The following is a 22,263-nucleotide window of genomic DNA, read 5'->3' as shown; positions in this document are numbered from 1 at the left end:
GCGCGAGTGTCAGCTAGCGGCCCAAGCGACCGAAAAACCCAGTCTTACACTCCGGTCGACCTCCGGTCGAAAGACCTTTGATTGTGTCCTATGCGGTGGGCTATAATGCACTCCTCCCACCTCCCCTTTCTCCCCACCAGGCGAGCCCTCTCATGTCTCGATTGCACCTGTGCTGTACGCTGTCGCTCCTGCTAGTTGCTTGTCACACCTGCGCGGCGGACGAGTGGACTTCGATGTTCAACGGCAAGACACTGGAAGGCTGGACGCTCAAGAACGGCTCGGCCAAGTACAGCGTCGAAGACGGCGCCATCGTGGGCCGCACAAACACCGGCAGCCCCAACTCGTTCCTCTGCTCGGTCGAGGAGTACGGCGATTTCGAACTGGAGTTCGAAACCAAGGTGCACAACCGGCTGAATTCCGGCGTGCAGATTCGCTCGCAAACCGAACAGGGGCCCGACAAGACCGTCTACAACACGGGACGCGTGAATGGGCCGCAGGTCGAGATTGAAGCGAGCGGGCGCGAGGGCGCCGAGGCGGGATACGTGTACGGCGAAGCTACCGGTCGCGGTTGGCTGGTGCCGGACGACAAGCGAACGCCGCACAAGCACTTCAAAGACGGCGAGTGGAATCACTACCGCGTGGTGGCCAAAGGTCCGCGGATCCAGACCTACATCAATGGCCAACTGATCTACGATCTCACCCACGAGGAGATCTACAAGACGCACCCCAAAGGTTTCATCGGCCTGCAAGTGCACTCTATCGGCGCGAATGAGGGTCCGTACGAAGTTCGCTGGCGGAATTTGCGGATTAAGAAGCTGTGAGCCCGCCTTCGGACTGCTTCTCCAACTCCTCCGGCGGATCAAAACTCCGTGCGTAGCGGAGCTCCGGGAACAGCCGTAGCCAGGCGAGAGTCACCAGGATGGCACCGGCGCCGCCGACGATTACCGCGGCCACTGGACCGATGAGCGCGGCGAGGAAACCGCTTTCGGCTTCGCCCAGTTCGTTGGAGGCCGAAATGGTGAGCATCGACACCGAGCCTACACGGCCGCGCATGGCGTCTGGCGTGTGGATTTGGATGAGCGTCTGGCGCACGAACACCGAGACCATGTCGGCAGCGCCCCACAACACCATTGCGGCGAGCGCGACGTTGAGGCTAATCGACTCTGGCATAAACGCAGTTGCGCCAAACAGCATCGTGGCGAGACCAAAGATCACTACCGACCACATCATCTTGGGACCAACGTTGTACTTCAGTGGTGAGTACGAGAACCAAATCGCCGTGAGCGCCGCGCCGATGCCCGGCGCGGCGGCCAGTTGCCCCAGTCCTTTCGAACCAACGTGCAGAAGGTCGTGCGCGTACACCGGTAGCAGCGCCGTGGTGCCAGCGAGCAACACCGCGAACAAGTCGAGCGTGATCGCGCCGAACACCAGTCGATTGCCGCGCACGTAGAGCAGCCCGTCGAGTATCTGTCGCACCGGGTGGCGGTCTTTCTGCGGCGGAGCTTGCGGCACGTGCCCCACCAGCACGAGTCCCCCTAGCGCCAGACCAAACAACAACGCGCTCAGCAAATAGGCGTAGTGCGGCGCCCACGCGTAGGCATAGCCGGCAATCGCAGGACCCACGATGGCGCCTGTTTGCCAGGTGATGGAACTGAAGGCAATCGCCCGCGGCAGGAGCAACGGCGGCACGATATTTGGCGCCAGCGCACCGATGGCCGGCCCCTGAAACGCGCGGACCGCGCCCAGCATGGTGGCCAGAAAGAAGATGAGCGGCAAGCTCACCCAACCACCGTAGCTAGCCACAGCCAGCACGAGCGACACGCCTATCAGGAGCAGTAGAGTTGTCTTGGCGATCAGGGTCCGCTTGATGTTATCGGCGACCAGACCGGCAACTGGCGTGCAGACAAGCAGTGGTACGAACTGGAGCAGTCCGATCAGCCCTAGCACGGCCGCTGCCCAGCCTGTTGACATCGTGTCGCGAGCGACAATGTAGGCTTGCCAAGCGATGATCAGCCGCATGCCAGTGGCGCTCACAATGGTGAAGAGCCTCACCATCAAGTACGAACAGAACGCCGGAATCAGCAGGGGATGCGTTGGTGAAAACTCCGCGCCAGGCTCTTCGGGTTCCTGAGGCGAGTCGTTATCGGTCGTCATGCGCTAGGGTCACCCGATCATCTTAACGACCAGCGCAGCGACTACCGCGCCGGCAATTGGACCGACCACGGGCACCCACGCGTACGGCCAGTCGTTATCGCCCTTCCCGGCAATCGGCAGGATCGCGTGAGCAATGCGAGGTCCGAGGTCGCGTGCGGGATTGATCGCGTAGCCCGTGGGGCCGCCGAGGCACAAGCCGATGGCCAGCACCAACAGTCCAACCGGAAGCGCACCGAGCGCGCCGAGACCAACCTCGGCGGTGACAGGCTCCTCAGCGCCAGGGGTAATCGGCGAAGGAAAGTCGAACGACGGGTCGACCGCCAACAGCACGGCCAGCACCAGCACGAACGTGCCGGCCGCCTCGGCGAGCGCGTTGAGCGGGTAGTTGCGGATCGCTGGCGCGGTAGAGAACACGCCCAGCTTGGCGCCCGGGTCGTCGCAGGCGGCAAAGTGATCTCGATGCACCAACCACACGAGCGACGCGCCGAGGATGGCGCCCAACATCTGCGCGATCACATAGCCGGGAAGTTCCGCCCATGGCAACTCGCCGGAGACAGCCAGGCCAACGCTCACGGCCGGGTTGATGTGCGCGCCGCTCATGTCGGTGACACACCACACGGCGACAAACACGGCCATCGCCCAACCAAAGGAGATGACGATCCAGCCACTCCCCTGCCCCTTGGTGAGCGGCAGCGACACGTTGGCATTCACCCCGCAACCAAGCAGGATCAACAGCGTGGTTCCCAGAAACTCGCCGAGGTACTTTTCCATCGAGACCGCCTTGATTCGTGTCCTGGAGTCAGCGCCGCGCAACCAGCAGCGCGGAAGACACGGTTATAACGGCTGGCGCACTGGCTGTGGAGAGTCCCGCTACTGAAGCGGTGTCACCAGCGTACACATCATCAGGGCAACCACCAGCAATGTCCCCAGCAACACTGCGTAATTCGCCAGTGGCAGAACATTGTCCGCCAAAAACCGGTTCCAGCCTAAGAGGCACACGATCACAATGTCGGCCACCAGCACCACGCCGACGATGGCATACCAGTACCAGACGGCGTACTTCGATAACGCTACCAATCCGATGACAGTGTGCGAAAGAGGTAGGTCCAAATCCTCATACAACTGCTGCAGTTGCGGCACTACAAAGATCAACACCATCAGCAACGCGACCAGCGCCACCATGTGCATCGTCACCGCCAACACAATACTGCCCAACCGAGGAAGCGGTGTGGTGTTCGAATCATCCATGCAACCAGCCTGGGAATTGGGACACCATGTCCATGGATTGACACCGATGAAACACGGATGTATTCCGCTCTAGCTTGTCGAGTCGGCCAGTTCGTCAGACGTGGGGGCGTGGCTCTTTTCCAGCCACGCGGCTCCGCCACCGTCGGTGTCGCACTGCATGATGGCGGTGCGCGGTACAACGTCGATCGGCTCATAGGAGGAGTGCTGCGACTCCTTGAACGGGCTGTTGGTGCGTGCGTTGTAGCAACAGATCATGCACCAGCGGGGATGGTCCGAGCGATTGGCGTCCGAGCGATGTAAGGTGTTGCCGTGGAAGACAATGATGTCGCCCGGATCGAGTTCGCAGTAGATCAACTCCAACTGGTCGCCTAGCGCGGCGATGCGCTCGGGGTCGGCGCCCGCTTGTTCGCCACTGCGAATGTGATCGATGCGGCCGAGGTGATGTGAGCCGCGCAGTACTTGCAGGCAGCCGTTTTCTTTGGTCGCCTTGTCGACCGCAATCATCACGCTGCACGTATCGGATCGCAGCAGCCCGTGGTGATACCAATAGCCGTAGTCTTGGTGCCAAGCGAAGGCTCCGCCGACTTGCGGCTGCTTCATGATCATCTTCGAGTGGAAATGATACGGCTCTTCGCCGATCACTTGTGCTGCCAGGCCGACGATGGGCTCGCAGCGGGCGAACATCCCGTACAGACCGTCGCCTGGCTGATTCCAGACCGCCAGCCGCGTTTGCCCCCCTTCCCCATCGGCTCTGGAGAGTTGGTGTTCGTCGAGCTGTTGGTCGCGACGCGCCGTGGCGCCCAGTCGCTCGATTTCCTCCTGCTGGAAGAACCCACGGAGGATCAGGTAACCGTCCTGTTGATACGCCCGCATCTGATCATCGCTCAGCACTTTGCCGTGCATTTTGATATCTCCAACTCAGTTATATGTCGGTACAACCCTCGCGCATTGCCGAACGCCGGGCGTACGGACCATCATACCGATTAAACGGGAGAAGGGGCTCAACTTCGCGGTTAAAAGATCCGGTTTCCCAGTTTGCAAGGACCAGCTAGCCCCGAGCAAGATTGCTCGGGCTAGGGAAGGTCCAGAATACTCAAGAGAATGAGAGTTCCTCGTCTCGGAGGTCTACTTTCGGCGGCGGTACCAAACCAGTGCCGCGCCGCTGCTCAACAGCACCAACGCTACGCTGCTGGGCTCTGGCACCATCGTGGCGTCGGCGATCGACGTAAGCAACATGCCGTCGGCCTCCGACAAACCCAACGAACCAAGCACGCCCGACAAGTCGATGTCGCTAGTGGTCGGATCGTCGTAGATGGTGCCGTACAGCACCAGGGCGTTGAGCAGCGTGCCGCGGTTGTTGGCATGGTAGATGTCGCCCGAGTAGAAGTTCAACGGAAAGCCGCCGTTCTCCCACGCATCGCCAGCCGGGGCGTAAAGCGCTGCGCCCCCATTGTCGATGATGTTATCGGTCGACATGAGATACCCATCGCGGAGTTCCGCTTGCATCTGGGCAGGGCCACCAGGAAACGCGGGGCTTCCACCGGTGTAGAACGAGTGTCCCGGGCCGCGGGCCCAGGTCTCGTACATTACGGCCGTCACATCCGCGCTGTGCGCGGCAACCTGTTGGTACATCGCAAGTGTGCTAGACAGGTGCAGCGGCAGATTGCCGATGTGCGTTGGGTTGGTGGAAAAGTCCTGCAGCACAACGAACTCCCACTCCTCGCCAGCGCCGATGCCGCTTGAAATGGGCGCGGTGTTGTTCGCCAAGTGCCACGAAATCGACTGGCCATCGACCGCCGCGTTGAAATAGTTGGGCGCGGGATGCCCGGCCGCGACGGCGATGTCCGACACCAAACTTGGCACCGAGCGCGACGCGCCGCAGCACCTCGCGTTGGTGAAGCTGTTGCCGTAGTACAGGATATCGATCGCCTGCGCCGTATTCGACACAGTTGAGGCCACGAGGCACGCGGCCCCACAGCAAGCTAGAAAGTAACGTAACATGCGACATTGGCTCCAGAAGTACATTGAAAACAATGAATCGCTAGACCGCCGTTAGCGGCGATAGCGCAGAGCCAGCAGCACTCCACCCAAGCCCAGCAGCGCAATCGTGCTCGGTTCGGGAATCGTGGTGCTCGTCACTTCCATGGCACCCAAGTAGAAGAAGCCAACGCCGTTGCTGTTGTTGGGGCCCTTCTCCACGGTGATGACGATCTCGCCGGCGGGCGTGGGAGTAATGCCGTTGACGTACGCCAGGTTGCTGGTGTTGTTGGCGGCGTCCAGCACGTCGTCGCCGCTGTTCAAGCCGGCAACCGTGTAGCGGGCGTCGCGGACATCGCTTACACCCATACGCGAAGCAAAGAACGAGAAGTCGTAGGTGGTGTTGCCACTGCCGTCCAGGCCGCTCATGGTCAGGGTGCCGGTGGTTCGAGGCGGAGCCGATCCCCAACCAGCGTTGGCGTGGCCGTAGAGGCTGTCGATCGTGGCGTTGGGATCGAGGCCTGCCGCGTCGCCGGCGGGAGCGTTGGTGCCGCTTTCGTTGCCGCCGAACTCATGGAAGCCAGCCGTCACCATCGAGATGCCGGTCGCTGCGCCGGTTGAATCGACGGCGTTGGGAAGATTGTGCGATGTAGCCGAGTAGACCAGATTGTAGTTGCCGCCCGCCTCGAAAGTACCGTTGCCAAAATCAAACTGCATCGTGGCGGCATTTGCGCTCGTACCAACCAGCAGCACAATGGCAGCAACCAAATTCAACTTCTTCATTAGACTCACCTTTCATTATCCAAGAGAGAACAAATCTTCGCTGCATTGAAAGTGGAATCCGCCGCAGCAACGAGAAGACGGTCGCCAGAAAGACGCATAGCGTCGCGTTCGCAAACACCCAGAAGGCGTGCGCTAGAGACCCCTTCGACTGAAAAACTCACAAGTTGGTGCTCGGCCAACCTGCAATCCAGGTACGCCAACGAGGCACCAGAGAAACACACCTGTCAGCGGCCAGCCGCTGTTCCTCCCCGTGCTGCGGGAGCGGCTGGCACGCCGGGGAACGCCGCAAAAACCGCGGTGCCCCCCTAATTCAACTACTTTACCAGCCCACCCCGAAGCGTTCAACTAAAAATTCCCCGAACGCGATAATTTACAGGGCTGCGAAGGAACTCATGGTGGCCGAAAATCCGCGGGCTTTGGGCTACCATGGCGGCTATGAATCTGCGAATCCTCCCCGTCCTGTTTCTGGCCAGCCGACTGCTCCCCTGTGCTTTGGCCACCGAGCTCTACGTGGCCACCGACGGCGACGACGGCAACGCGGGAACACTCGCGGCGCCGTTTGCCAGTCTCGAGCGTGCCCAGCGCGCCGCTTCTCCCGGCGATACGGTGTGGATTCGTGGAGGCGTTTACAAGTTCTCGGGCGGCCGGGACGCCGGCGCCGCCGCGGTGACGTTCGACAAGAGCGGCGCGCCGGAGCAGCGCATCCACTACTGGGCGTACCAGGACGAGCGGCCGATCTTCGATTTCTACGACTACCAACCGCGACAGCGGATTCGCGGATTCCGCGTCACTGCCGATTGGCTGCACTTCAAGGGGCTGGAGCTGCGCGGGGTGCAACAAACGATATCGCGGGCCAACGAATCGTGGGGCATCCGCGTCGAAGGTCGCCGTGGCGCGGACCACAACATCTTCGAGCAGCTCGACCTGCATCACAATGAAGGTCCCGGACTGTTCATCCAGAATGGCGCGCACAATCTGGTGCTGAACTGCGACTCGCACCACAACTACGATCCCGATCGTCGTGGCGAGAACGCCGACGGGTTTGGCTGCCACTCGGATGACGATGGCAACCAACTGATCGGCTGCCGCGCCTGGCATAACAGCGACGATGGTTACGACCTGGTGAACTCGCGCGGCCGTGTGGAGATGCGAGGGTGCTGGGCGTGGCACAATGGATTTGTGCCCGACAGCGACCGCCGCGCCGGCAACGGCGCCGGCTTCAAAGCGGGTGGTTTTCTGCTCGACGCCCGCCAGTTCCCTCCGCCCGACTTGGTACCGCGTCACTTGGTGCAGGGCTGTCTGGCGTTCGACAACCGCGCGCAGGGTTTCTACGCCAATCATCACCCGGGCGGCATCGATTGGGTAAACAACACGGCCTTCCACAACCCACATGGCTTCAACCTGAAGGCCGACGTCGAAACCGATACCTGGCCGGCCAGGCACATGCTCCGCAACAATCTGGCGTTCAGCAACCGCCGCGATGTGTCGAACGTTGACGCCAACAACGTGGAGGCTACGAACAACTCCTGGCAGCTAGATACCACCGTGAGCGAGGGCGACTTTCAAAGCATCGATCCCGCCGGCGTCGATGGACCGCGCGGAGCGGAAGGTGAGCTGCCCGAATTACGCTTCCTGCGTCTGGCCAAAGGCTCGCCGCTAGTCGATTCCGGCTTGGGAGCCATTCAGGAATCGAAGGAAACCGAAGCCACCAAGCCTCGCTAAGGATAGCCTGCAAATCCACGCGAGTAGCATGTAGGCCGCAACTAGCTTCCTCAGTTACGGCATGGCGGAATGGGCAGGTGTGTCACGCTTGGGCAGACTAACTCCACCATGTTTTCGGCCAGGGGCGGCGAAGCATCTGTGGCCGATTGCCGGAATCGCCACCATGGCTTCTCTAAATCACTCGCCCCACATATCCTTATTCATCTTGACCAGGCCGAAAGGCCAAAACTGAATTAAGCCTTCGCCATCTTGCAGGACATGTAGCTTGGGACGAGCTTTTTCGAGCTGTCGGATACCAGCCGGAGTGAGCTTGGTTCCACCGACGTACAGAGCTCTCAGAGTATGAATATCCAACAGGCGTGGGATGCAGGCATCGGTGAATCCGCTGTCAACCAAGCTCAGCCCGGTCAACTGCTTGAAACTCAACAAGTGGCACAGTCGGGCATCGGGTAAACTGCGACGCTCGAGTTGTATCCAGTGGACTCTGCCTTCTTCGTTGAGATGTGCCTGCTCCGGTCCGATCCCAAGTTCGGACATTGCTACACGTTCGGACCAATCATATTGTGCTTGCCAAGTACACTTACCATATCGCCAGTGGGATGGACGTTCGTGGAATGGTCGAGAGTCTAGAAATGTCTCAGACACAAGTGTCTCCTCTTCGGACAGGCTAATAGAGCAAGTGTAGCCGCTCCCGACTGGGAGGCATAATCTCCCTCGGTCACATCGTCCGAACACTCTCGCGGCCTCGGTCGCACACGGACTAATAGAGAACGTGTTACTTCGACCGCGAGTGCAGTGAATCTCCGCCGTCTGGCGACGGCAGCTACGGAGATTCGCTCGCTAGTTTTTGCCTTCGTGCTTCACCGGATTCTCTTCGCGGTCCCAGTATTCCTGGAAGTCGAAGTCGGGGGAGTTGTCCAGGTCGTGGCATTCCAGGCAGTTCTTCACCACGTCGCCCAGTACCTGGCCTTCCATGTTCCCTTCGTTGGGCACGACTTTCATCCGCAGCGCGGCGCGGAAGTTCTCGATCTCCACGTCCGTCGCGTCGATGTTGCCGCTCTCGGCGTCGTAGTGATCCTTGGCCGGGCCGTGGCAATTCTCACAGCCTTGCGTCACGAGATGAGGTGTCTTCTCGAGGCTCTCGTAACCCGACACGTAAGGGGCGAAGCCTTGCGGATTCCAACCCGTGACGTGGCAACTCAGGCACTCGGGGTCGAAATGCCGCGGCGGGTCGAGTTTCACCAATGTTTCGGTGGCGTGAGCGTGCGGGCTGTTCATGAACACTTCGCAGGCGTCGGTGTGGCAGTCGGCGCACACTTCGCTGCCGGCGAACCCTCCGCCACCGCGGGGCAGCGGCAACGGATTGCCACCGGTCAGTGGTTTGAAACTGCCTGCCGCGGTCACCAACGTCTTGAGCTGATCCTGGTAGTCGGCCAGCAGTTGCTGCATCTCGGGCGCGTCTTCGAAGCGATGATCCATCGGCACCTTCTGATAGCGGTACCGCGGCTCGCCCTGCTTGTAGATGCCAATCACCAACGCGTACATGCCCTTGTGGCCGATCTCGATCAGTCGCGCCCCCGACTTGGGAATGGTGGTGGGCTGCTTGGGTGGCTCGTCGCCTCCCTTGCCGGCTACGACCCAGCGGAACTGAGGGAACTTCTCGCTTAGGTCCTTGGCCTCGGCCACTTCGCCGTAAACCAGCAGCACCAGCTCGTCGCAGTTCTCGGCTAGCAACTTGGGCAGCACTTCGGCGATGGCTTCGTCGGGCGGCATGGTCACCAGGTCGCGCATCGCAGCGGCGGCCGCGGTCTCCTGCTTGCCGAGCACCGAAGTCATGCCGACCTTCATGCCGGCCCGCTCCACCACCAGGTAGCGTTTGGTAAACCCAGCGTCGAAATCCACCAGTCCGATGTTGGCCGACAATAGCGGATTCGGATCGAGGTTGGCCGCTTCGGAGAGCACATCGAGTCGCAGTTCCTTGTCGCCCAGTCCAACCGCCTCGTAGCCCATCTCGACGAGCCCCTCGTAGATGCGGGCGAGCTTGATCTGCGCCTGCGGTCCGAACCGCCGCACCAGGCCGCCGGTGTCCATGGCGATCAGCGGCCAGTCTTGCTGGCGCAGCTGCTTGACCAGGGTCATCCGCCGCTTGAAGCCGCCCTTCTGGTTCTCCAGCCCCGCGCAACCGCACGGTTCGAGGAAGCCCATCTGCTCGCCGGTGAACATTAGCGCCAGGTCGGGCTTGGGCCAATCGACGAAGATCGGGCCGTTCGCTTCGATGGGATCGACCTGAGGCTTCCCGCCAGCGGCCAGGCGGACCACTGGCTTGGAGACGAAACGGGCTTCGAATTTCGGGCCAACGCGGATCACGTCGTGAGGCGACTCGCTCGCCGCGCGGTTGGTCACTGCAAAAGTGGCCCACATGGGAGCGACAAACAGCGCGAGCATGAACACAAAGGGTCGCGAACGACGGATGGCGGGGTGCTTCGTCATGAGGGGATTTGGGGGGATAGTGTGCGGACTGGGGCGTACTCGGATTGTCGGAACTTCCGGCAAACTTCTCCACCCCCACCTGTGCGGGCTGGAAAAGTCGCCGCAAGCGTGAGTGTCGACCCTAGCTGGACGAAGCAGCTACCTGGTGACACCCGCACCTTTGATGACAAACCGGACGCCGAAACTGATCTCGGGATTCTTCGGATGGTTGGTCTTGAGTACCACGTGGCCCGCCTCGCCCTGGCCGGTGCCGTTCCGGATGACCGGTGGCAAGCCCGGCGGCAGTCGCACCACCAGCGGCACGTGGTACAGGTCGTCGCGGAGCTTACGCGGCTCGCCGAGTTCGATCTCAAGGTAGTCGGGATCGACCTCGCCGACTTCGAACGTGGTATCGGCAGCATGCTCGCCGCCCACGTTGATGAACAACTTGACCTCCGCTCCTTCGGCGCTCTTCACGTCGCCAAAGTGAATCGAACCGGTCACGTCGTTGTACGCCGAGGGACCGCGGAGTTCGATGTCGCCCACCACCGTGCCCATGATCGGCACGCGAAGTTCGCGGGCGCTTTCGATGTTGGTCTTGAGCAATACCCAATCATGCAGCGGGCCGAGCGCCAGCCCATCGAGCGGAGTGACATCCACACGATAGCCGGCCTTCGCCTGAGGATCGGGCAGTTCGTCCTTGGGCACTTCGACCACCTCGACCTTGTACTTACCAGCCGCTTCTTCGTTCTCGATCTCGGCCGACTCGATCACGAGTTCTTCGTCCTCGGTCGCCATGAGATAGATCGACTCGGTGCGGCCTTCGCCCAGGCGGAGTTTGTCGAAGAACCACTCCTTCGGCTCCACGGTGCTGACGTCAGTCACCATGCCTTCGACGGTCAGCTCCACGCGACGGGCGCGGGGGTCGTTGGTCTCCACCGTAGCGGTCTGGCGGAACGTGCCCACGTTCACTTTGGCCACCCAATTGAGTGTCAGGTCGACCGTCTCGCCCGGCGGGATTGGATTCTTGGCCATGTCGCCGGCGGTGCACTTGCACGTGGTGCCGACGACCTCGACGTTAAGCGGTTTGTCTCCCGAGTTGGTGACCTTGAAGCTGTGACTGCGAGAGGTGCCGCGCTGCATGGTGCCGAACTCGTGGCTCAGCGAGTCGATTTCGAATTTGGGCAGTTCGCTTCCGTCGCCCACTTCGTCGCCCCGCAGGGCGGCGATCTCTTCGGCCGTTCGCTGACTACCCACGCTGTGATACGCCGACCACGCGCCGACACCGCTTCCAAGGATCAACGACACCACAACAACCGGAAGAACACGCATCGGATAACGCTCGCTATGAATTACAACAGATAGAAGATGAAGACCTCCCCAAATCTTAGGCCGCGACGCCCCGACGGGTCAATCAATCGCCAATTCCTCGCCCGGCGGCCGGCTGCGGAGCGCCTGGCGGAGGTACCCCCGCGCGGTGGTAAAAAACTGCTGAAAGTCGGCCCGCTGGTAGTCGGGATAGGTCCACGGCATCGACTTCCAGCCGGCCGTGCGGGAGTAGCCGAGCGTGATCTCGGCGAAGATGCCGCGCGACAGATAGATACGGTGCGAGTGATTCTTGGTCGACGCCAGCACCAGCTTCGACTCGGCGATGTAGCCCGGATCGAGATTCAGCGGCCGCGGCTCAGCGTGATCCGCAGCAGCAGCATACTCGGCCTCCCACGCGTTGGTAAGGTGCTTCACCTCGGCCAACTCCCCCGGATTCGCCAGCGCCGCCGAGCAGACGAACTGCTTCTTTAGTTCGGTACCCATCTCGGCATCGTAGTAGTCGGTATCGTGAAACGCGAACGCGTCACTTACCAGCGCGTGCGGCCCCCACTCTGCCTCAATTTTGCCGCGTGCCCAAGTGAGCGCTTCGTCGTAGCGACTGACAATCGGTACGAGCCGCAGGACGGGTTGTGGGGGGTTTATAGAGCCCATGCACTGCAGGATACCACGGCTAAGCCGCAAGCGGCAGTCGCTTGCGGCTTAGCTCGCGCAGTGCCCTAGTAAGCTCGCGCGAACACTCCTCGCTGTGTGCTCTCCTCGCCGGTGAAGATGCACTTGCCTTTCTCCTCTTTCCCGTCGAGCGGGATGCACCGTGCGGTGAGTTTCATCGCTTTGAGCTTGGCTTCCATTTCCGGACCATCGACGAAGTGGCAGTAAGCCAAGCCGCCGGGGGCGTCGTCGGCGAAGTACTTTTCGAAGTCGGCCATCGTATCGATTTCAATGGTCGACTCGTCGCGGAGCTTGGCAGCGCGGTCGAACAGGTTCTGCTGCATCTCGGTGAGCATCTTGGTGATGCTGCCAACCAACTCGTCGCGGGGAGTGCCAGTGCCTTTGCCGCCAACGTCGCGTCGAGCGACGAAGGCTCCGCCGCCCTTCACGTCGCGAGGGCCGATCTCGGCGCGGATCGGTACACCGCGCTTCACCCATTGCCACTTCTTGTCGCCGCCGCGGATGTCGCGGTCGTCGAGCTTCACGCGGACCGCAGCGCCGTCGTAGGTTTGGGCTTCGAGTTCCGCTTTGAGCGACTCGCAGTACGGCAGCACTTCGGCGCGCTCCTCGTCGTTCTTGTAGATCGGCAGGATCGCCACGTGCGCCGGGGCGAGCTTCGGTGGGATCACCATTCCATCGTCGTCGGCGTGGGTCATGATCAGTCCGCCGATCAATCGCGTGGAGACGCCCCAACTGGTAGTCCAGGCGTGGGTGAGTTCGCCCGACTCGCTTTGGAACTTGATGTCTTGCGCCTTGGCGAAGTTCTGCCCCAGGAAGTGGCTGGTACCGGCCTGCAGTGCTTTGCGATCCTGCATCATCGCTTCGATCGAGAGCGTGTCGACCGCGCCCGGGAACCGCTCGCCGGCCGTCTTGCGACCTTTGATCACCGGCATCGCCATGTGCTTCTCGGCGAAGTCGGCGTACAGATCGAGGATCATGGCCGTCTCGCGCTGGGCGTCTTCGCTCGTAGCGTGCACCGTGTGGCCTTCCTGCCAGAGGAATTCGGCGGTGCGCAGGAACATTCGCGTTCGCATCTCCCAGCGGACCACATTGGCCCACTGGTTGATGAGAATCGGCAGGTCGCGGTAGCTCTGCACCCACTTGGCAAATGTCGCGCCGATGATCGTTTCGCTCGTGGGGCGGACGATCAGCGGCTCTTCGAGCTTCGCGCCAGGGTCGGGCATCAGTCCGCCTTCGCCGTTGTCGACCAGGCGGTGATGCGTCACCACGGCGCATTCCTTGGCGAATCCCTCGACGTGTTCGGCCTCTTTTTCCAGGAAGCTCATCGGGATGAACAGCGGGAAGTACGCGTTCTCATGCCCGGTGGCCTTGAACATGTCGTCGAGCTGCCGCTGCATGTTCTCCCACAGGGCGTAGCCCCACGGTTTGATGACCATGCAGCCGCGAACGTCGGACGTCTCGGCCAGATCGGCCGCCTTGATCACCTGCTGGTACCATTCGGGGTAATCTTCTTCGCGGGTGGGGGTGATAGCAGTCTTGGCCATGGGGGAGTGAGGATTCAGGGGGCTGGGGTTGGGGGGTCAGGGCCTCAAGGTCTCGACATTCTAGAGGAGTTGGATGTTCAGTTAAATCCGAGTCCCGTTTCCGGCGGCCCATCGATCGTCGGCTAGTGTCGATCCGCAAGAACGTGTTAACCTAAGCTCCCTGAACCCCGACCCCTGACCCCCGAATCCTCCGAAATGTCCCGACGCTACGCGACCCAATTGGCCCACAACGAGCAAGTTCACCAGGTGTTCATTGCCAGCGACAAGAATCTGCGGCCCAACCGCAACGGTAATTACTACCTGCAGTTGCAGTTGGCCGATCGTAGCGGCCAGATCGACTCGCGGCTGTGGAACGCCAGCGAGAAGGACTACAAGGACTTCGACAACGGCGACTACGTGCTGGTCGACGGTAATACGCAGTTGTTTCAGGGCAATATGCAGTTGATCATCAATTCGATCCGCCGCGCCCGACCCGACGAGGTGAACGAGGGCGACTTTATGGTCCGGCAGCCGGCCGAGATCGACCAGTACGCGACGCGGCTGGCCGAGATGCTCCGCGACATCAAGACACCAGAGTTGAGGAACCTGGCGGAGTGCTTCCTGATGGACGAGGACTTCATGAAGAAGTTCGCCACCGCCCCGGCCGGTATGAAGAACCACCACGCGTACCGTGGCGGCCTGGTGGAGCACGTGGTGAGCGTGATGGAACTGGTGCTGCTGGTCGCCCCGCGGTACCCACAGCTCGACCAGGACAAGCTGCTCATCGGCGCTTTCTTGCACGACGCTTCCAAGATTGACGAGCTGTCGTACGAACGGGAGATTGGCTACACCGACGAAGGCCAATTACTGGGCCACATGGTGATGGCCATGAGTTTGCTCGACAACAAGATCGTCGAAGCCGAACGACTGAGCGGCGAGCCGTTCCCCAAGCCGCTGGCCACCGAAATCAAACACATGATCATCAGCCACCACGGCGAGTACGAATACGGCAGCGCCAAACTGCCGATGACGCTCGAAGCAGTGGCCCTGCACCACCTGGACAACCTAGACGCGAAGATCAACAGCTTCGGCAACCTGATCGCCGACTGTCCGAACTCCGACAGCAACTGGACGCAGTACTTTGGGAATCTGGGGAGGAAGTTGTATAAGGGAGCGGCGGAGGAATGAGTGGGAGTAGGTGAGTAGGTAAGGATGTGAGTAGGTCGTGTCATCCTGAGGGAGCCTAAGCGACTGAAGGATCAACGTTGCCATTTGAGGAAGCTTGTATTAGCCACGGATGGACACGGATCGACACGGATTTTTTGAGCAGAGGGATCCTACGAGCACAGCTCCGAAGGAGCGAACTTCGAGAGTCCAGGGCGGCACTTCGGCTCGTCCCTCGCCTACGTTTTCCCTGGCCTGACATATTTCGCTCCTTCGGAGCTGTTCTAGCGATTCGCAATCACACAACTCGATCCGTGTTTCATCCGTGGCTAAATCCGATCATTGCCAATCAAGGCCAGTCTTCAATTTAGCGCTGTGGTACTTAGTTCCCTCAGAATGACACAATAACAAAAACCCCTACCGACGAGGCGTAGCTCGTCGGCTAGCTCGTTACGTACAAGCATCGCTTTGCATTCGACCTTCAAATGGACTTTGTCAACATGCCACAATCAATGCTCCCCTGCTTTGCCATTCTGCCGAAGGAGGCTTTCTCCTTCCAACCAATCATCGACAATCCGCTCGGCAGCCTGTTCACGCTGCTGATGCTCGTATTGCTGCAAGCGGTGCTAGGGTTCGATAACCTGCTGTACATCTCCATCGAGTCGAAGCGCGCGCCAGAGGACAAGCAGCAGTACGTGCGGCGGCTGGGCATTGGCATTGCCATCGTGCTGCGGATCGTGCTGCTGTTCGTCATTCTCAGTTTGCTGGAATACGTGCAAGAACCGTTATTCCACTTCAAGATTCCCGGACTGTCGAACGAACATGACACGTCCGGAGCGTTTACGTTGCATAGCTTGATTTCGCTGGCCGGCGGCGCGTTCATCCTGTACACCGCTGTGAAGGAGATTCATCACTTGATTGCCGTGGATCATCCAGAGCACGACGTCGAAGGCGGTGGTAAGAAAAGTGTCGGCGCGGTGATCTTCTGGATCGTGCTGATGAACCTGGTGTTCTCGTTCGACTCGATCCTGTCGGCCATGGCCCTGACGCACGACTTCTGGATTATGGCCACCGCCATTGTGATCAGCGGTGTGCTGATGATCGTGCTGGCCGACACCGTGTCGGCGTTCTTAAAAAAGAACCGGCTGTACGAAGTGCTCGGTCTGTTCATCCTGTTCATCGTCGGCATCCTGCTGATCTCCGAGGGCGGGCACCTCGCGCACCTGCATTTGTTTGGCTACATCGTCGAACCGATGGCCAAGAGCACGTTCTACTTCGTGATCGCGGTGCTGGTACTGGTCGACATCGTCCAGGGCCGCTACCAGAAGAAGCTGCAAGCGATGAACGAAGCCAAGGCAACTCACGCAGCGTAGCAAAGACGGGATTTACCACCGAGTACACAGAGATCGCAGTGGAGTTTTGGAACGCTAATCTGCGCTAATCATCACTGATTTCATTAGCGAAGATTAGCGTCGATTAGTGTTCCAAATACTCCGTGACTCGGTGCGCCGTGGTCAAGTACTCCTCGGCGCTAACTCCGGGCGCTGACGCTTCCGGCTCGCCAAGATTGCGGTCGGGCCAGCGAATACCGCTTGGAGACTCCAAGCCATGCAACGCTCGTTTCGACTTCGCAAGGACTATCTGCACTCCGCGATCTGGCCCGGTGGGTTGTTTGGATCGGTTTTCTTGGCATCCCTGCTCGCGAGTGTGTTGGATCGCGAGCTAACCCTCGCTTGGCTAGCTTTGGCATCGTTCTGGCTGATATTTGTGCTGATTGCAGGCTACCTGCTGTTGGCTTACTACCGAGAGCAACTGGATATCGACGATCGAAGCGTCAGAAAGCAGGGAGTGTTCTCCACGGGCGAGCTGTTGCTCGACAGTTCGGCCAATCTCAAGTGGCGATGCTGGCCTGTCAGTGGTTCGGTGGTTGCTCAATTGCCTTTGGGGCGAATCGCGATAGATCTGGCCAACTACGAGCGAGATGAGCGCGTCGCGCTGATCGATTACTTGCGTCAAGCGGTTCCCGCCGAGCAGCAAACCGGCTGGGAAGAGTTTTGCCAGCGGTGGGCACTGCCGCTGGTGGAAGAAAGGTCTCCGCCCGACAAGAACATTGTGCTGCTAACCCGGAGTCGCACCGACAAGCTCTTCCTCTGGATGCTAATCCCAACCGCAATCGTATTAGCGGTGATCATCTATCTGGATGGATGGAAGTGGTGGCCGAGCTTCTTTGCTCTCGCGCCCTTGTGGTTGATGTGCCGCCTCATGACACCCAAGCAGGGCGTGCCCGACACGAAGCTCACCGCCACGCCTGGGATGCGGTGGTGGCTGATCAGTTTCTCAGCATTGATCGTTGGTGTTTTCCTCCATGCGTGGATCAAACCGCTCGGCATTCTCTGTTGGATCGTCTCCGCAGCCGCCTTCGTGCAGTACTTTCGGCAAGTCAGCGCCGAAGATCGCCGTCGACGCGAGGTATTCTCGGAGCAAGCCAAAACGGCCGACGCCCGGTGGCGGGCACTACGAGCGAGCACCTGAGCCGCGGAGTTGCACCGGGAGGGACTTTGCAAGCCGCCGAGGGCACTTAGTTCCCAGAGAAAAGTTGGAACACTAATCGACGCTAATACTCACGAAGCGCATTATCGAAGATTAGTGCCTATTAGTGTTCCAAAAACTCCGTGATCTCGGTGCTCTCTGTGGTTATTAAGTCCTTCAGGCTCCCGGCTCGACGGTGAACTTCGCTCACTGCCGCGGGGTCTGGAATAAGAGTACCATGGATCAGATGACCAGCGAGGCAGCGATTTCTGCTCGCTTGCGACCCTGACCCCCGACCCCTGAATCCTCACCCCTTTCCCGCCATGGATTCCGACCTTCGCGTTGCCATTTTCACCTACACCAACCAGCCCGCCTACAAAGCGGTGAAGCCGGTGGTGATTGCCGAGCGGCTAGGGCTGATCGAAGAGGACCGCGTCAAGGCGGTGCGGCGGACCATCAAGAAGATGGTCAAGGCGGGCGAGCTCGAATACGGCCCCAACCATTTGGTCCTGCCAATCGACGAGAACCACCCCTCGCGAGCGAACCTCGCGCCGAAGAAGAAACCGAAGCGCGAAGACACCTCCAACCAGGTTGTCGGAACGTTTCGCCGCGTGTCGACCGGCGAGGGATTCGTCCGGCCCGAGGGTACCGCGGCCAGCGCCGGGCGCGACGCCGATATTCACATCGCCAAGCGGGCCGCGCTCGATGCCCACACCGGCGACAAGGTTCGCATCAAGATCGACAAGCAGGCCGGCTACAAGGGCAAAGCCGAAGGCCGCGTGATCGACGTGGTCGAGCGGGCGACCAGCCGGTTCGTCGGTACTTACTTCGAGCGGGCCGACATGGGCCTGGTGGAAGTCGACGGCAAGGTGTTCACCAACCCGATCTACGTCGGCGACCCCGGCGCCAAGGGCGTGAAGCAGGACGACAAGGTGGTGATCGACATGGTCCGCTTCCCCTCGCACACCCGCGACGGCGAAGCGGTCATCGTCCAGGTGCTGGGCGGTAAGGGCGAGCCGGGCGTCGACACCACGACCATCGTCTACGAGTTCGGCCTGCCGGGCGAGTTCTCCGACGAGGTGATCGCCAACGCCCATGAGCAAGCCGACAAGTTCGACGAGTCGATTGGCCCCGATCGCCGCGATCTGACGAGCGAGACCATCATCACCATCGACCCGGCCACCGCGCGAGACTTCGACGATGCGATCTCGCTCAAGCGAATCGACAGCCGCTACGGCGAAGGACATCACTGGCTCTTGGGCGTGCACATTGCCGACGTGAGCCACTTCGTCCCGCCGAAGACAACGCTCGACAGCGAAGCCTACAACCGCGCAACCAGTGTCTACCTGCCCGACATGGTGATCCCGATGCTGCCGGAGATCATCTCGAACAACCTGGCGAGCTTGCAGCCGAACAAAGTTCGCTATGCGATGACGTGCGAGATCGAACTCTCGGCCGAAGGTGTGCCGGTGGCGGTGGACGTATTCAAAAGCGCAATCAAGAGCTGCCGGCGGTTCACGTATGAGGAGGTGGACGAGTACCTGTCGGCGAAGAAATTAGTCGAGCGTCCCGCCCAAGACCCCCACCCCGGCCCTCCCCCAAAGGGGGAGGGAGAGAAGAAGGGAGAGGGAGTTGTTGCCTCTCTGACTTCCGAGGTCGACACGCTGCTGGCCGATATGTTCGAACTGGCGATGATCCTCCGCGGGCGGCGGTTCAATGCGGGGGCGCTCGAGCTGTCGATGCCCGAAGTGGAGATCGATCTGGACGACAACGGCAAGATGTGCGGCGCGCACGTCGAGGTGAATACCGAGAGCCACCAGATGATCGAGGAATTCATGCTGGCCGCCAATGTTGCAGTGGCCACCAAGCTGCGCGACGAGGGGATGATCTTCCTGCGCCGCGTGCATGGCGACCCTGATAGCCGCAAGCTCAAGTCGCTTACGAGCTTCGTCCGCGAGCTGGGCTTCAAGGTCGACAGCCTGGAAAGCCGGTTCGAGCTACAAAAGCTGCTAGACAACGTCGAGCGTGACCCTCGCCGGCACGCGGTGAACTACGCGGTGCTGCGTTCGATGCAGCGGGCGATCTACAGCCCCGAGGACGAAGGCCACTACGCCCTGGCGGCCGACTGCTATTGCCACTTCACCTCGCCGATTCGTCGGTATCCCGACCTAACGATCCATCGGCTGATTAACGCGCTGAACGAAGGCAAGAAGCCGCCGCAGAGCATGGAGGAGTACTTCATCTGGGGCGACCACTGCAGCGAACGCGAGCAGCGGGCGACCAACGCCGAGCGGGAACTCACCAAGGTGAAGCTGCTGCACTACCTGGAAAACAAGATCGGCATGGAGATGGAGGGCATCATCACCGGCGTTGAACGTTTTGGATTGTTCGTCGTGGGGCGCGACATTCCTGCCGAGGGATTCATCCACATCTCGGCCTTGGGCGACGACTACTACAAGTTCGATCGCGACAGCCACTCGATCACGGGTTTCCAAGCTGGTAATTCGTATCGATTAGGCGATATCGTCCGCGTGGCCGTCGCCACGGTGGACGTCGACGCCCGCGAGTTGGACTTCCGCGTGCTGGGCCACGTAAGCGGCGGACGCGCACCGAGCGGTCGATCGAGCGCCACGCCGCGGAAAGACCGTAAATCGAAGGGCAAGGGTAAGGGGAAAGAGAAAGGACGGAAGGGAAAACGGAAACGCTGATTCCGTTTTTGGCGCTGGCGCTGTTCTTGTGTCATTCCGACGGGAGCTCCGCGACCGAGGAATCTCGTTGAATTTGCGAGGTTCGCATGTGGCTCGCGGAGGCGTACTGGAAGTTAGCATCCCTCGATCTCCGATAGGTCCTCACCCCGGCTGCGTAGATCCTTCAATCGCTTAGGCTCCCTCAGGATGACACGGACGCACGAATCCGTCGGGCCCGTCCCCCTGGCAGTTCGCGCCGTACCGACTAGAATGCGGTATTCGTGTAGTAGAAGTCTCTCGGCACTCCCCTCCCACCGAGGTTCCCTCCCATGCCGACCACAGCGAACCTGGCTCAAACACCGCTCCACGACTGGCATGCTTCGCACGGCGGACGCATGGTCGACTTCGCCGGCTGGAGTATGCCGGTGCAGTACTCGTCGATCGTCAACGAACACAACGCCACGCGCACGGCCGCCGGGCTGTTCGACATCTCGCACATGGGCCGCCTGGCGTTTCATGGTCCCGATACGGCCAAGTTCCTCGACGCAATGGTCACCCGCCGCATCGCCGACATGAAGCCGGGGCAGATTCGTTACGGGCTGGTATGCAATGCCGATGGCGGCATCCTGGACGACGTGCTCGTTTATCGCTGGGATGGCGAATTGCAAAGCATGCCGAATCCGCCATCGTTCCACATGGTGGTGAACGCCAGCAATCGGCAGAAGATCATCGACTGGCTGATCGATCGGCAGATCGAGTTTGCCGCCCGCACCGAGGACCTCACGCAAACCACCGCGATGATTGCCCTGCAAGGGCCGCTGGCCATCGAGAAGACCGATCCGCTGTGCGACTGCGAACTCACGTCGCTGCGTTACTACCGCGGCATCGCCACGCGGGTGATGGGCTACGATTGCTACGTGAGCCGCACCGGCTACACCGGCGAGGACGGCTGCGAGATCATCTGCCCCGCCGAGAACGCGGTGGAGATTTGGGAGACGCTGCACGAGTCGATCGAAGAGTCCGGCGGCATGGCCGTCGGCCTGGGCGCTCGCGACACGCTGCGACTCGAGGCGGGCATGCCGCTGTATGGGCATGAGCTGTCGGAGAACATCACACCGCTGCAAGCGGGGCTCGACTTTGCGGTGAACCTGCCCGACCGCGACTTCATCGGCCGCGACGCGTTGGTCAGCGGCACCGAAGGCGCCCGCCCGGTGCGTGTCGGCCTGCAAATGGACGGCCGCCGCGCCGCCCGCGACGGCTGCCCCGTGCTCGAAGGCGACAAACCAGTCGGCACCATCACCAGCGGCACCTACTCGCCCACCTTCGAACGCCCCCTGGCGATGGCCTACGTCAAACCAGCGGTCTCTGCAATCGGCACCCCACTGACGGTCGACATCCGCGGCACCCAACTCCCGGCCACCGTAGTGCCACTGCCGTTTTACGAACGTGGAAAGTAATAGCGTACGAACACAACCTCCTCGGTAGCCGGATTCGCAAGAATTCGGGCCGCTCGCAGGGCTCCGAAGTCTTGCGACTCCGGCTACCAACCAAGTCTGCCCAACAGGAGCAACCTAACGATGAATCCCGAGACTTTACTCTACGCGAAGACACACGAGTGGGTATCGCTTGCCGAGGAAGGTGGCGCGAAGGTGGCCACGGTAGGTATTTCGGCGTTTGCCGTCGAGGCGCTGACCGACTTGGTGTTCATGGAATTGCCCAAAGTGGGCCAGCAGGTGAAGCCGGGCGACTCGATTTGCGAGATCGAGTCGGTCAAAGCCGTGAGCGACCTCTATAGTCCTGTTGAGGGCGAAGTGGTCGAGGTGAATGAGCCCCTGCCCGACAACCTGGAAACCCTCAGCGACGACCCGTTCGGCGGCGGCTGGGTCTGCAAGATCAAACTCACCAGCGACACCGGCCTCGACGCACTGATGGACTACCCCGCCTACCAAAAAGCGTGCGAAGAAGAAGCGCACTAGAGCTGAAATACCCAATGACGAAATACCCAATGA

At 60.7% G+C, this 22,263-nt stretch carries 19 protein-coding genes; 8 read left to right on the top strand and 11 right to left on the bottom strand.

All coding sequences use genetic code 11. From position 1 onward, the window contains the following. Window positions 1-152 precede the first annotated feature (152 nt). Complete coding sequence (locus ACQK2L_RS10890; protein WP_425396991.1) at window positions 153-821, top strand: 3-keto-disaccharide hydrolase; 669 nt, start codon at window positions 153-155, stop codon at window positions 819-821. On the opposite strand, the gene ACQK2L_RS10885 is transcribed toward ACQK2L_RS10890, so the two are convergent. The 6 genes from ACQK2L_RS10885 to ACQK2L_RS10860 all read right to left on the bottom strand — a co-directional run bounded on the left by ACQK2L_RS10885 (window position 808) and on the right by ACQK2L_RS10860 (window position 6,162). Next, a complete protein-coding gene (locus ACQK2L_RS10885) occupies window positions 808-2,154 on the bottom strand; it encodes an MFS transporter (RefSeq protein ID WP_425396990.1) in 1,347 nt (448 codons plus the stop codon). The two genes, ACQK2L_RS10890 and ACQK2L_RS10885, sit on opposite strands and share 14 nt — an antisense overlap. 9 nt (window positions 2,155-2,163) lie before the next feature. Then, entirely contained in the window at window positions 2,164-2,925 is a 762-nt protein-coding gene (locus tag ACQK2L_RS10880; RefSeq protein WP_425396989.1) for an MIP/aquaporin family protein, read from the bottom strand. Between the two features lie 99 nt (window positions 2,926-3,024). Further along, on the bottom strand, window positions 3,025-3,402 hold the full coding sequence (locus ACQK2L_RS10875) for a hypothetical protein (RefSeq protein WP_425396988.1): 378 nt from the start codon (window positions 3,400-3,402) through the stop codon (window positions 3,025-3,027). Between the two features lie 69 nt (window positions 3,403-3,471). Continuing rightward, window positions 3,472-4,305, bottom strand: coding sequence for a phytanoyl-CoA dioxygenase family protein (locus tag ACQK2L_RS10870; protein WP_425396987.1), 834 nt, complete (start codon window positions 4,303-4,305; stop codon window positions 3,472-3,474). Window positions 4,306-4,527: 222 nt separating this feature from the next. Next, window positions 4,528-5,403, bottom strand: a complete 876-nt coding sequence (locus tag ACQK2L_RS10865) for a PEP-CTERM sorting domain-containing protein (protein WP_425396986.1) — start codon at window positions 5,401-5,403, stop codon at window positions 4,528-4,530. Window positions 5,404-5,454: 51 nt separating this feature from the next. Continuing rightward, entirely contained in the window at window positions 5,455-6,162 is a 708-nt protein-coding gene (locus tag ACQK2L_RS10860) for a PEP-CTERM sorting domain-containing protein (protein WP_425396985.1), read from the bottom strand. Window positions 6,163-6,597: 435 nt separating this feature from the next. Here ACQK2L_RS10860 and ACQK2L_RS10855 point away from each other — a divergent pair, with 435 nt between their 5' ends. Continuing rightward, entirely contained in the window at window positions 6,598-7,884 is a 1,287-nt protein-coding gene (locus ACQK2L_RS10855) for a right-handed parallel beta-helix repeat-containing protein (protein ID WP_425396984.1), read from the top strand. 177 nt (window positions 7,885-8,061) lie between these two features. Here the strand turns inward: ACQK2L_RS10855 and ACQK2L_RS10850 are convergent, their stop codons facing one another. The 5 genes from ACQK2L_RS10850 to proS all read right to left on the bottom strand — a co-directional run bounded on the left by ACQK2L_RS10850 (window position 8,062) and on the right by proS (window position 13,895). Next, a complete protein-coding gene (locus ACQK2L_RS10850; protein WP_425396983.1) occupies window positions 8,062-8,421 on the bottom strand; it encodes a hypothetical protein in 360 nt (119 codons plus the stop codon). Between the two features lie 303 nt (window positions 8,422-8,724). After that, window positions 8,725-10,374, bottom strand: a complete 1,650-nt coding sequence (locus tag ACQK2L_RS10845) for a multiheme c-type cytochrome (protein ID WP_425396982.1) — start codon at window positions 10,372-10,374, stop codon at window positions 8,725-8,727. A 138-nt stretch (window positions 10,375-10,512) separates the two neighbouring features. Continuing rightward, the gene (locus ACQK2L_RS10840; protein ID WP_425396981.1) at window positions 10,513-11,685 is read right to left on the bottom strand and encodes a DUF1573 domain-containing protein; all 1,173 of its coding nucleotides are present in this window, start codon (window positions 11,683-11,685) and stop codon (window positions 10,513-10,515) included. A gap of 78 nt (window positions 11,686-11,763) precedes the next feature. Then, window positions 11,764-12,363 carry a DUF4416 family protein gene (locus ACQK2L_RS10835; RefSeq protein WP_425396980.1) on the bottom strand — a complete coding sequence of 200 codons (600 nt, stop codon included), beginning with the start codon at window positions 12,361-12,363 and terminating at the stop codon, window positions 11,764-11,766. A gap of 35 nt (window positions 12,364-12,398) precedes the next feature. Next, window positions 12,399-13,895, bottom strand: a complete 1,497-nt coding sequence (proS, locus tag ACQK2L_RS10830; RefSeq protein ID WP_425396979.1) for a proline--tRNA ligase — start codon at window positions 13,893-13,895, stop codon at window positions 12,399-12,401. Window positions 13,896-14,090: 195 nt separating this feature from the next. Here proS and ACQK2L_RS10825 point away from each other — a divergent pair, with 195 nt between their 5' ends. The 6 genes from ACQK2L_RS10825 (at window position 14,091) to gcvH (ending at window position 22,230) form a co-directional block, all read left to right on the top strand. After that, on the top strand, window positions 14,091-15,062 hold the full coding sequence (locus ACQK2L_RS10825; protein ID WP_425396978.1) for a 3'-5' exoribonuclease YhaM family protein: 972 nt from the start codon (window positions 14,091-14,093) through the stop codon (window positions 15,060-15,062). A 476-nt stretch (window positions 15,063-15,538) separates the two neighbouring features. Beyond that, window positions 15,539-16,411 (top strand): TerC family protein, encoded by an 873-nt coding sequence (locus ACQK2L_RS10820; protein ID WP_425396977.1) that lies wholly within the window; start codon window positions 15,539-15,541, stop codon window positions 16,409-16,411. Window positions 16,412-16,646: 235 nt separating this feature from the next. After that, complete coding sequence (locus ACQK2L_RS10815; protein WP_425396976.1) at window positions 16,647-17,570, top strand: hypothetical protein; 924 nt, start codon at window positions 16,647-16,649, stop codon at window positions 17,568-17,570. Between the two features lie 320 nt (window positions 17,571-17,890). Beyond that, complete coding sequence (locus ACQK2L_RS10810; RefSeq protein WP_425396975.1) at window positions 17,891-20,275, top strand: ribonuclease R family protein; 2,385 nt, start codon at window positions 17,891-17,893, stop codon at window positions 20,273-20,275. A gap of 308 nt (window positions 20,276-20,583) precedes the next feature. Then, window positions 20,584-21,711, top strand: a complete 1,128-nt coding sequence (gene gcvT, locus ACQK2L_RS10805) for a glycine cleavage system aminomethyltransferase GcvT (RefSeq protein ID WP_425396974.1) — start codon at window positions 20,584-20,586, stop codon at window positions 21,709-21,711. A 120-nt stretch (window positions 21,712-21,831) separates the two neighbouring features. After that, complete coding sequence (gene gcvH, locus ACQK2L_RS10800; protein WP_425396973.1) at window positions 21,832-22,230, top strand: glycine cleavage system protein GcvH; 399 nt, start codon at window positions 21,832-21,834, stop codon at window positions 22,228-22,230. Window positions 22,231-22,263: the final 33 nt, after the last annotated feature.

The sequence above is a fragment of the Aeoliella sp. genome, from assembly GCF_965227375.1.
Lineage (GTDB): Bacteria > Planctomycetota > Planctomycetia > Pirellulales > Lacipirellulaceae > Aeoliella.
Note: the sequence above shows the minus strand (reverse complement) of the source record. Positions and strands in the feature narration are given on the sequence as shown.

Excerpts from the sequence above, each read along its gene's own strand:
- ACQK2L_RS10870 (WP_425396987.1), bottom strand. The coding sequence starts at position 4,305 with ATGCACGGCAAAGTGCTGAGCGATGATCAGATGCGGGCGTATCAACAG.
- ACQK2L_RS10820 (WP_425396977.1), top strand. The coding sequence starts at position 15,539 with ATGCCACAATCAATGCTCCCCTGCTTTGCCATTCTGCCGAAGGAGGCT.
- gcvH (WP_425396973.1), top strand. The coding sequence starts at position 21,832 with ATGAATCCCGAGACTTTACTCTACGCGAAGACACACGAGTGGGTATCG.
- ACQK2L_RS10815 (WP_425396976.1), top strand. The coding sequence starts at position 16,647 with ATGCAACGCTCGTTTCGACTTCGCAAGGACTATCTGCACTCCGCGATC.
- ACQK2L_RS10850 (WP_425396983.1), bottom strand. The coding sequence starts at position 8,421 with ATGTCCGAACTTGGGATCGGACCGGAGCAGGCACATCTCAACGAAGAA.
- ACQK2L_RS10865 (WP_425396986.1), bottom strand. The coding sequence starts at position 5,403 with ATGTTACGTTACTTTCTAGCTTGCTGTGGGGCCGCGTGCCTCGTGGCC.
- ACQK2L_RS10885 (WP_425396990.1), bottom strand. The coding sequence starts at position 2,154 with ATGACGACCGATAACGACTCGCCTCAGGAACCCGAAGAGCCTGGCGCG.
- ACQK2L_RS10825 (WP_425396978.1), top strand. The coding sequence starts at position 14,091 with ATGTCCCGACGCTACGCGACCCAATTGGCCCACAACGAGCAAGTTCAC.
- ACQK2L_RS10880 (WP_425396989.1), bottom strand. The coding sequence starts at position 2,925 with ATGGAAAAGTACCTCGGCGAGTTTCTGGGAACCACGCTGTTGATCCTG.
- ACQK2L_RS10840 (WP_425396981.1), bottom strand. The coding sequence starts at position 11,685 with ATGCGTGTTCTTCCGGTTGTTGTGGTGTCGTTGATCCTTGGAAGCGGT.
- ACQK2L_RS10890 (WP_425396991.1), top strand. The coding sequence starts at position 153 with ATGTCTCGATTGCACCTGTGCTGTACGCTGTCGCTCCTGCTAGTTGCT.
- ACQK2L_RS10875 (WP_425396988.1), bottom strand. The coding sequence starts at position 3,402 with ATGGATGATTCGAACACCACACCGCTTCCTCGGTTGGGCAGTATTGTG.
- ACQK2L_RS10855 (WP_425396984.1), top strand. The coding sequence starts at position 6,598 with ATGAATCTGCGAATCCTCCCCGTCCTGTTTCTGGCCAGCCGACTGCTC.
- ACQK2L_RS10845 (WP_425396982.1), bottom strand. The coding sequence starts at position 10,374 with ATGACGAAGCACCCCGCCATCCGTCGTTCGCGACCCTTTGTGTTCATG.
- gcvT (WP_425396974.1), top strand. The coding sequence starts at position 20,584 with ATGCCGACCACAGCGAACCTGGCTCAAACACCGCTCCACGACTGGCAT.
- ACQK2L_RS10860 (WP_425396985.1), bottom strand. The coding sequence starts at position 6,162 with ATGAAGAAGTTGAATTTGGTTGCTGCCATTGTGCTGCTGGTTGGTACG.
- proS (WP_425396979.1), bottom strand. The coding sequence starts at position 13,895 with ATGGCCAAGACTGCTATCACCCCCACCCGCGAAGAAGATTACCCCGAA.
- ACQK2L_RS10810 (WP_425396975.1), top strand. The coding sequence starts at position 17,891 with ATGGATTCCGACCTTCGCGTTGCCATTTTCACCTACACCAACCAGCCC.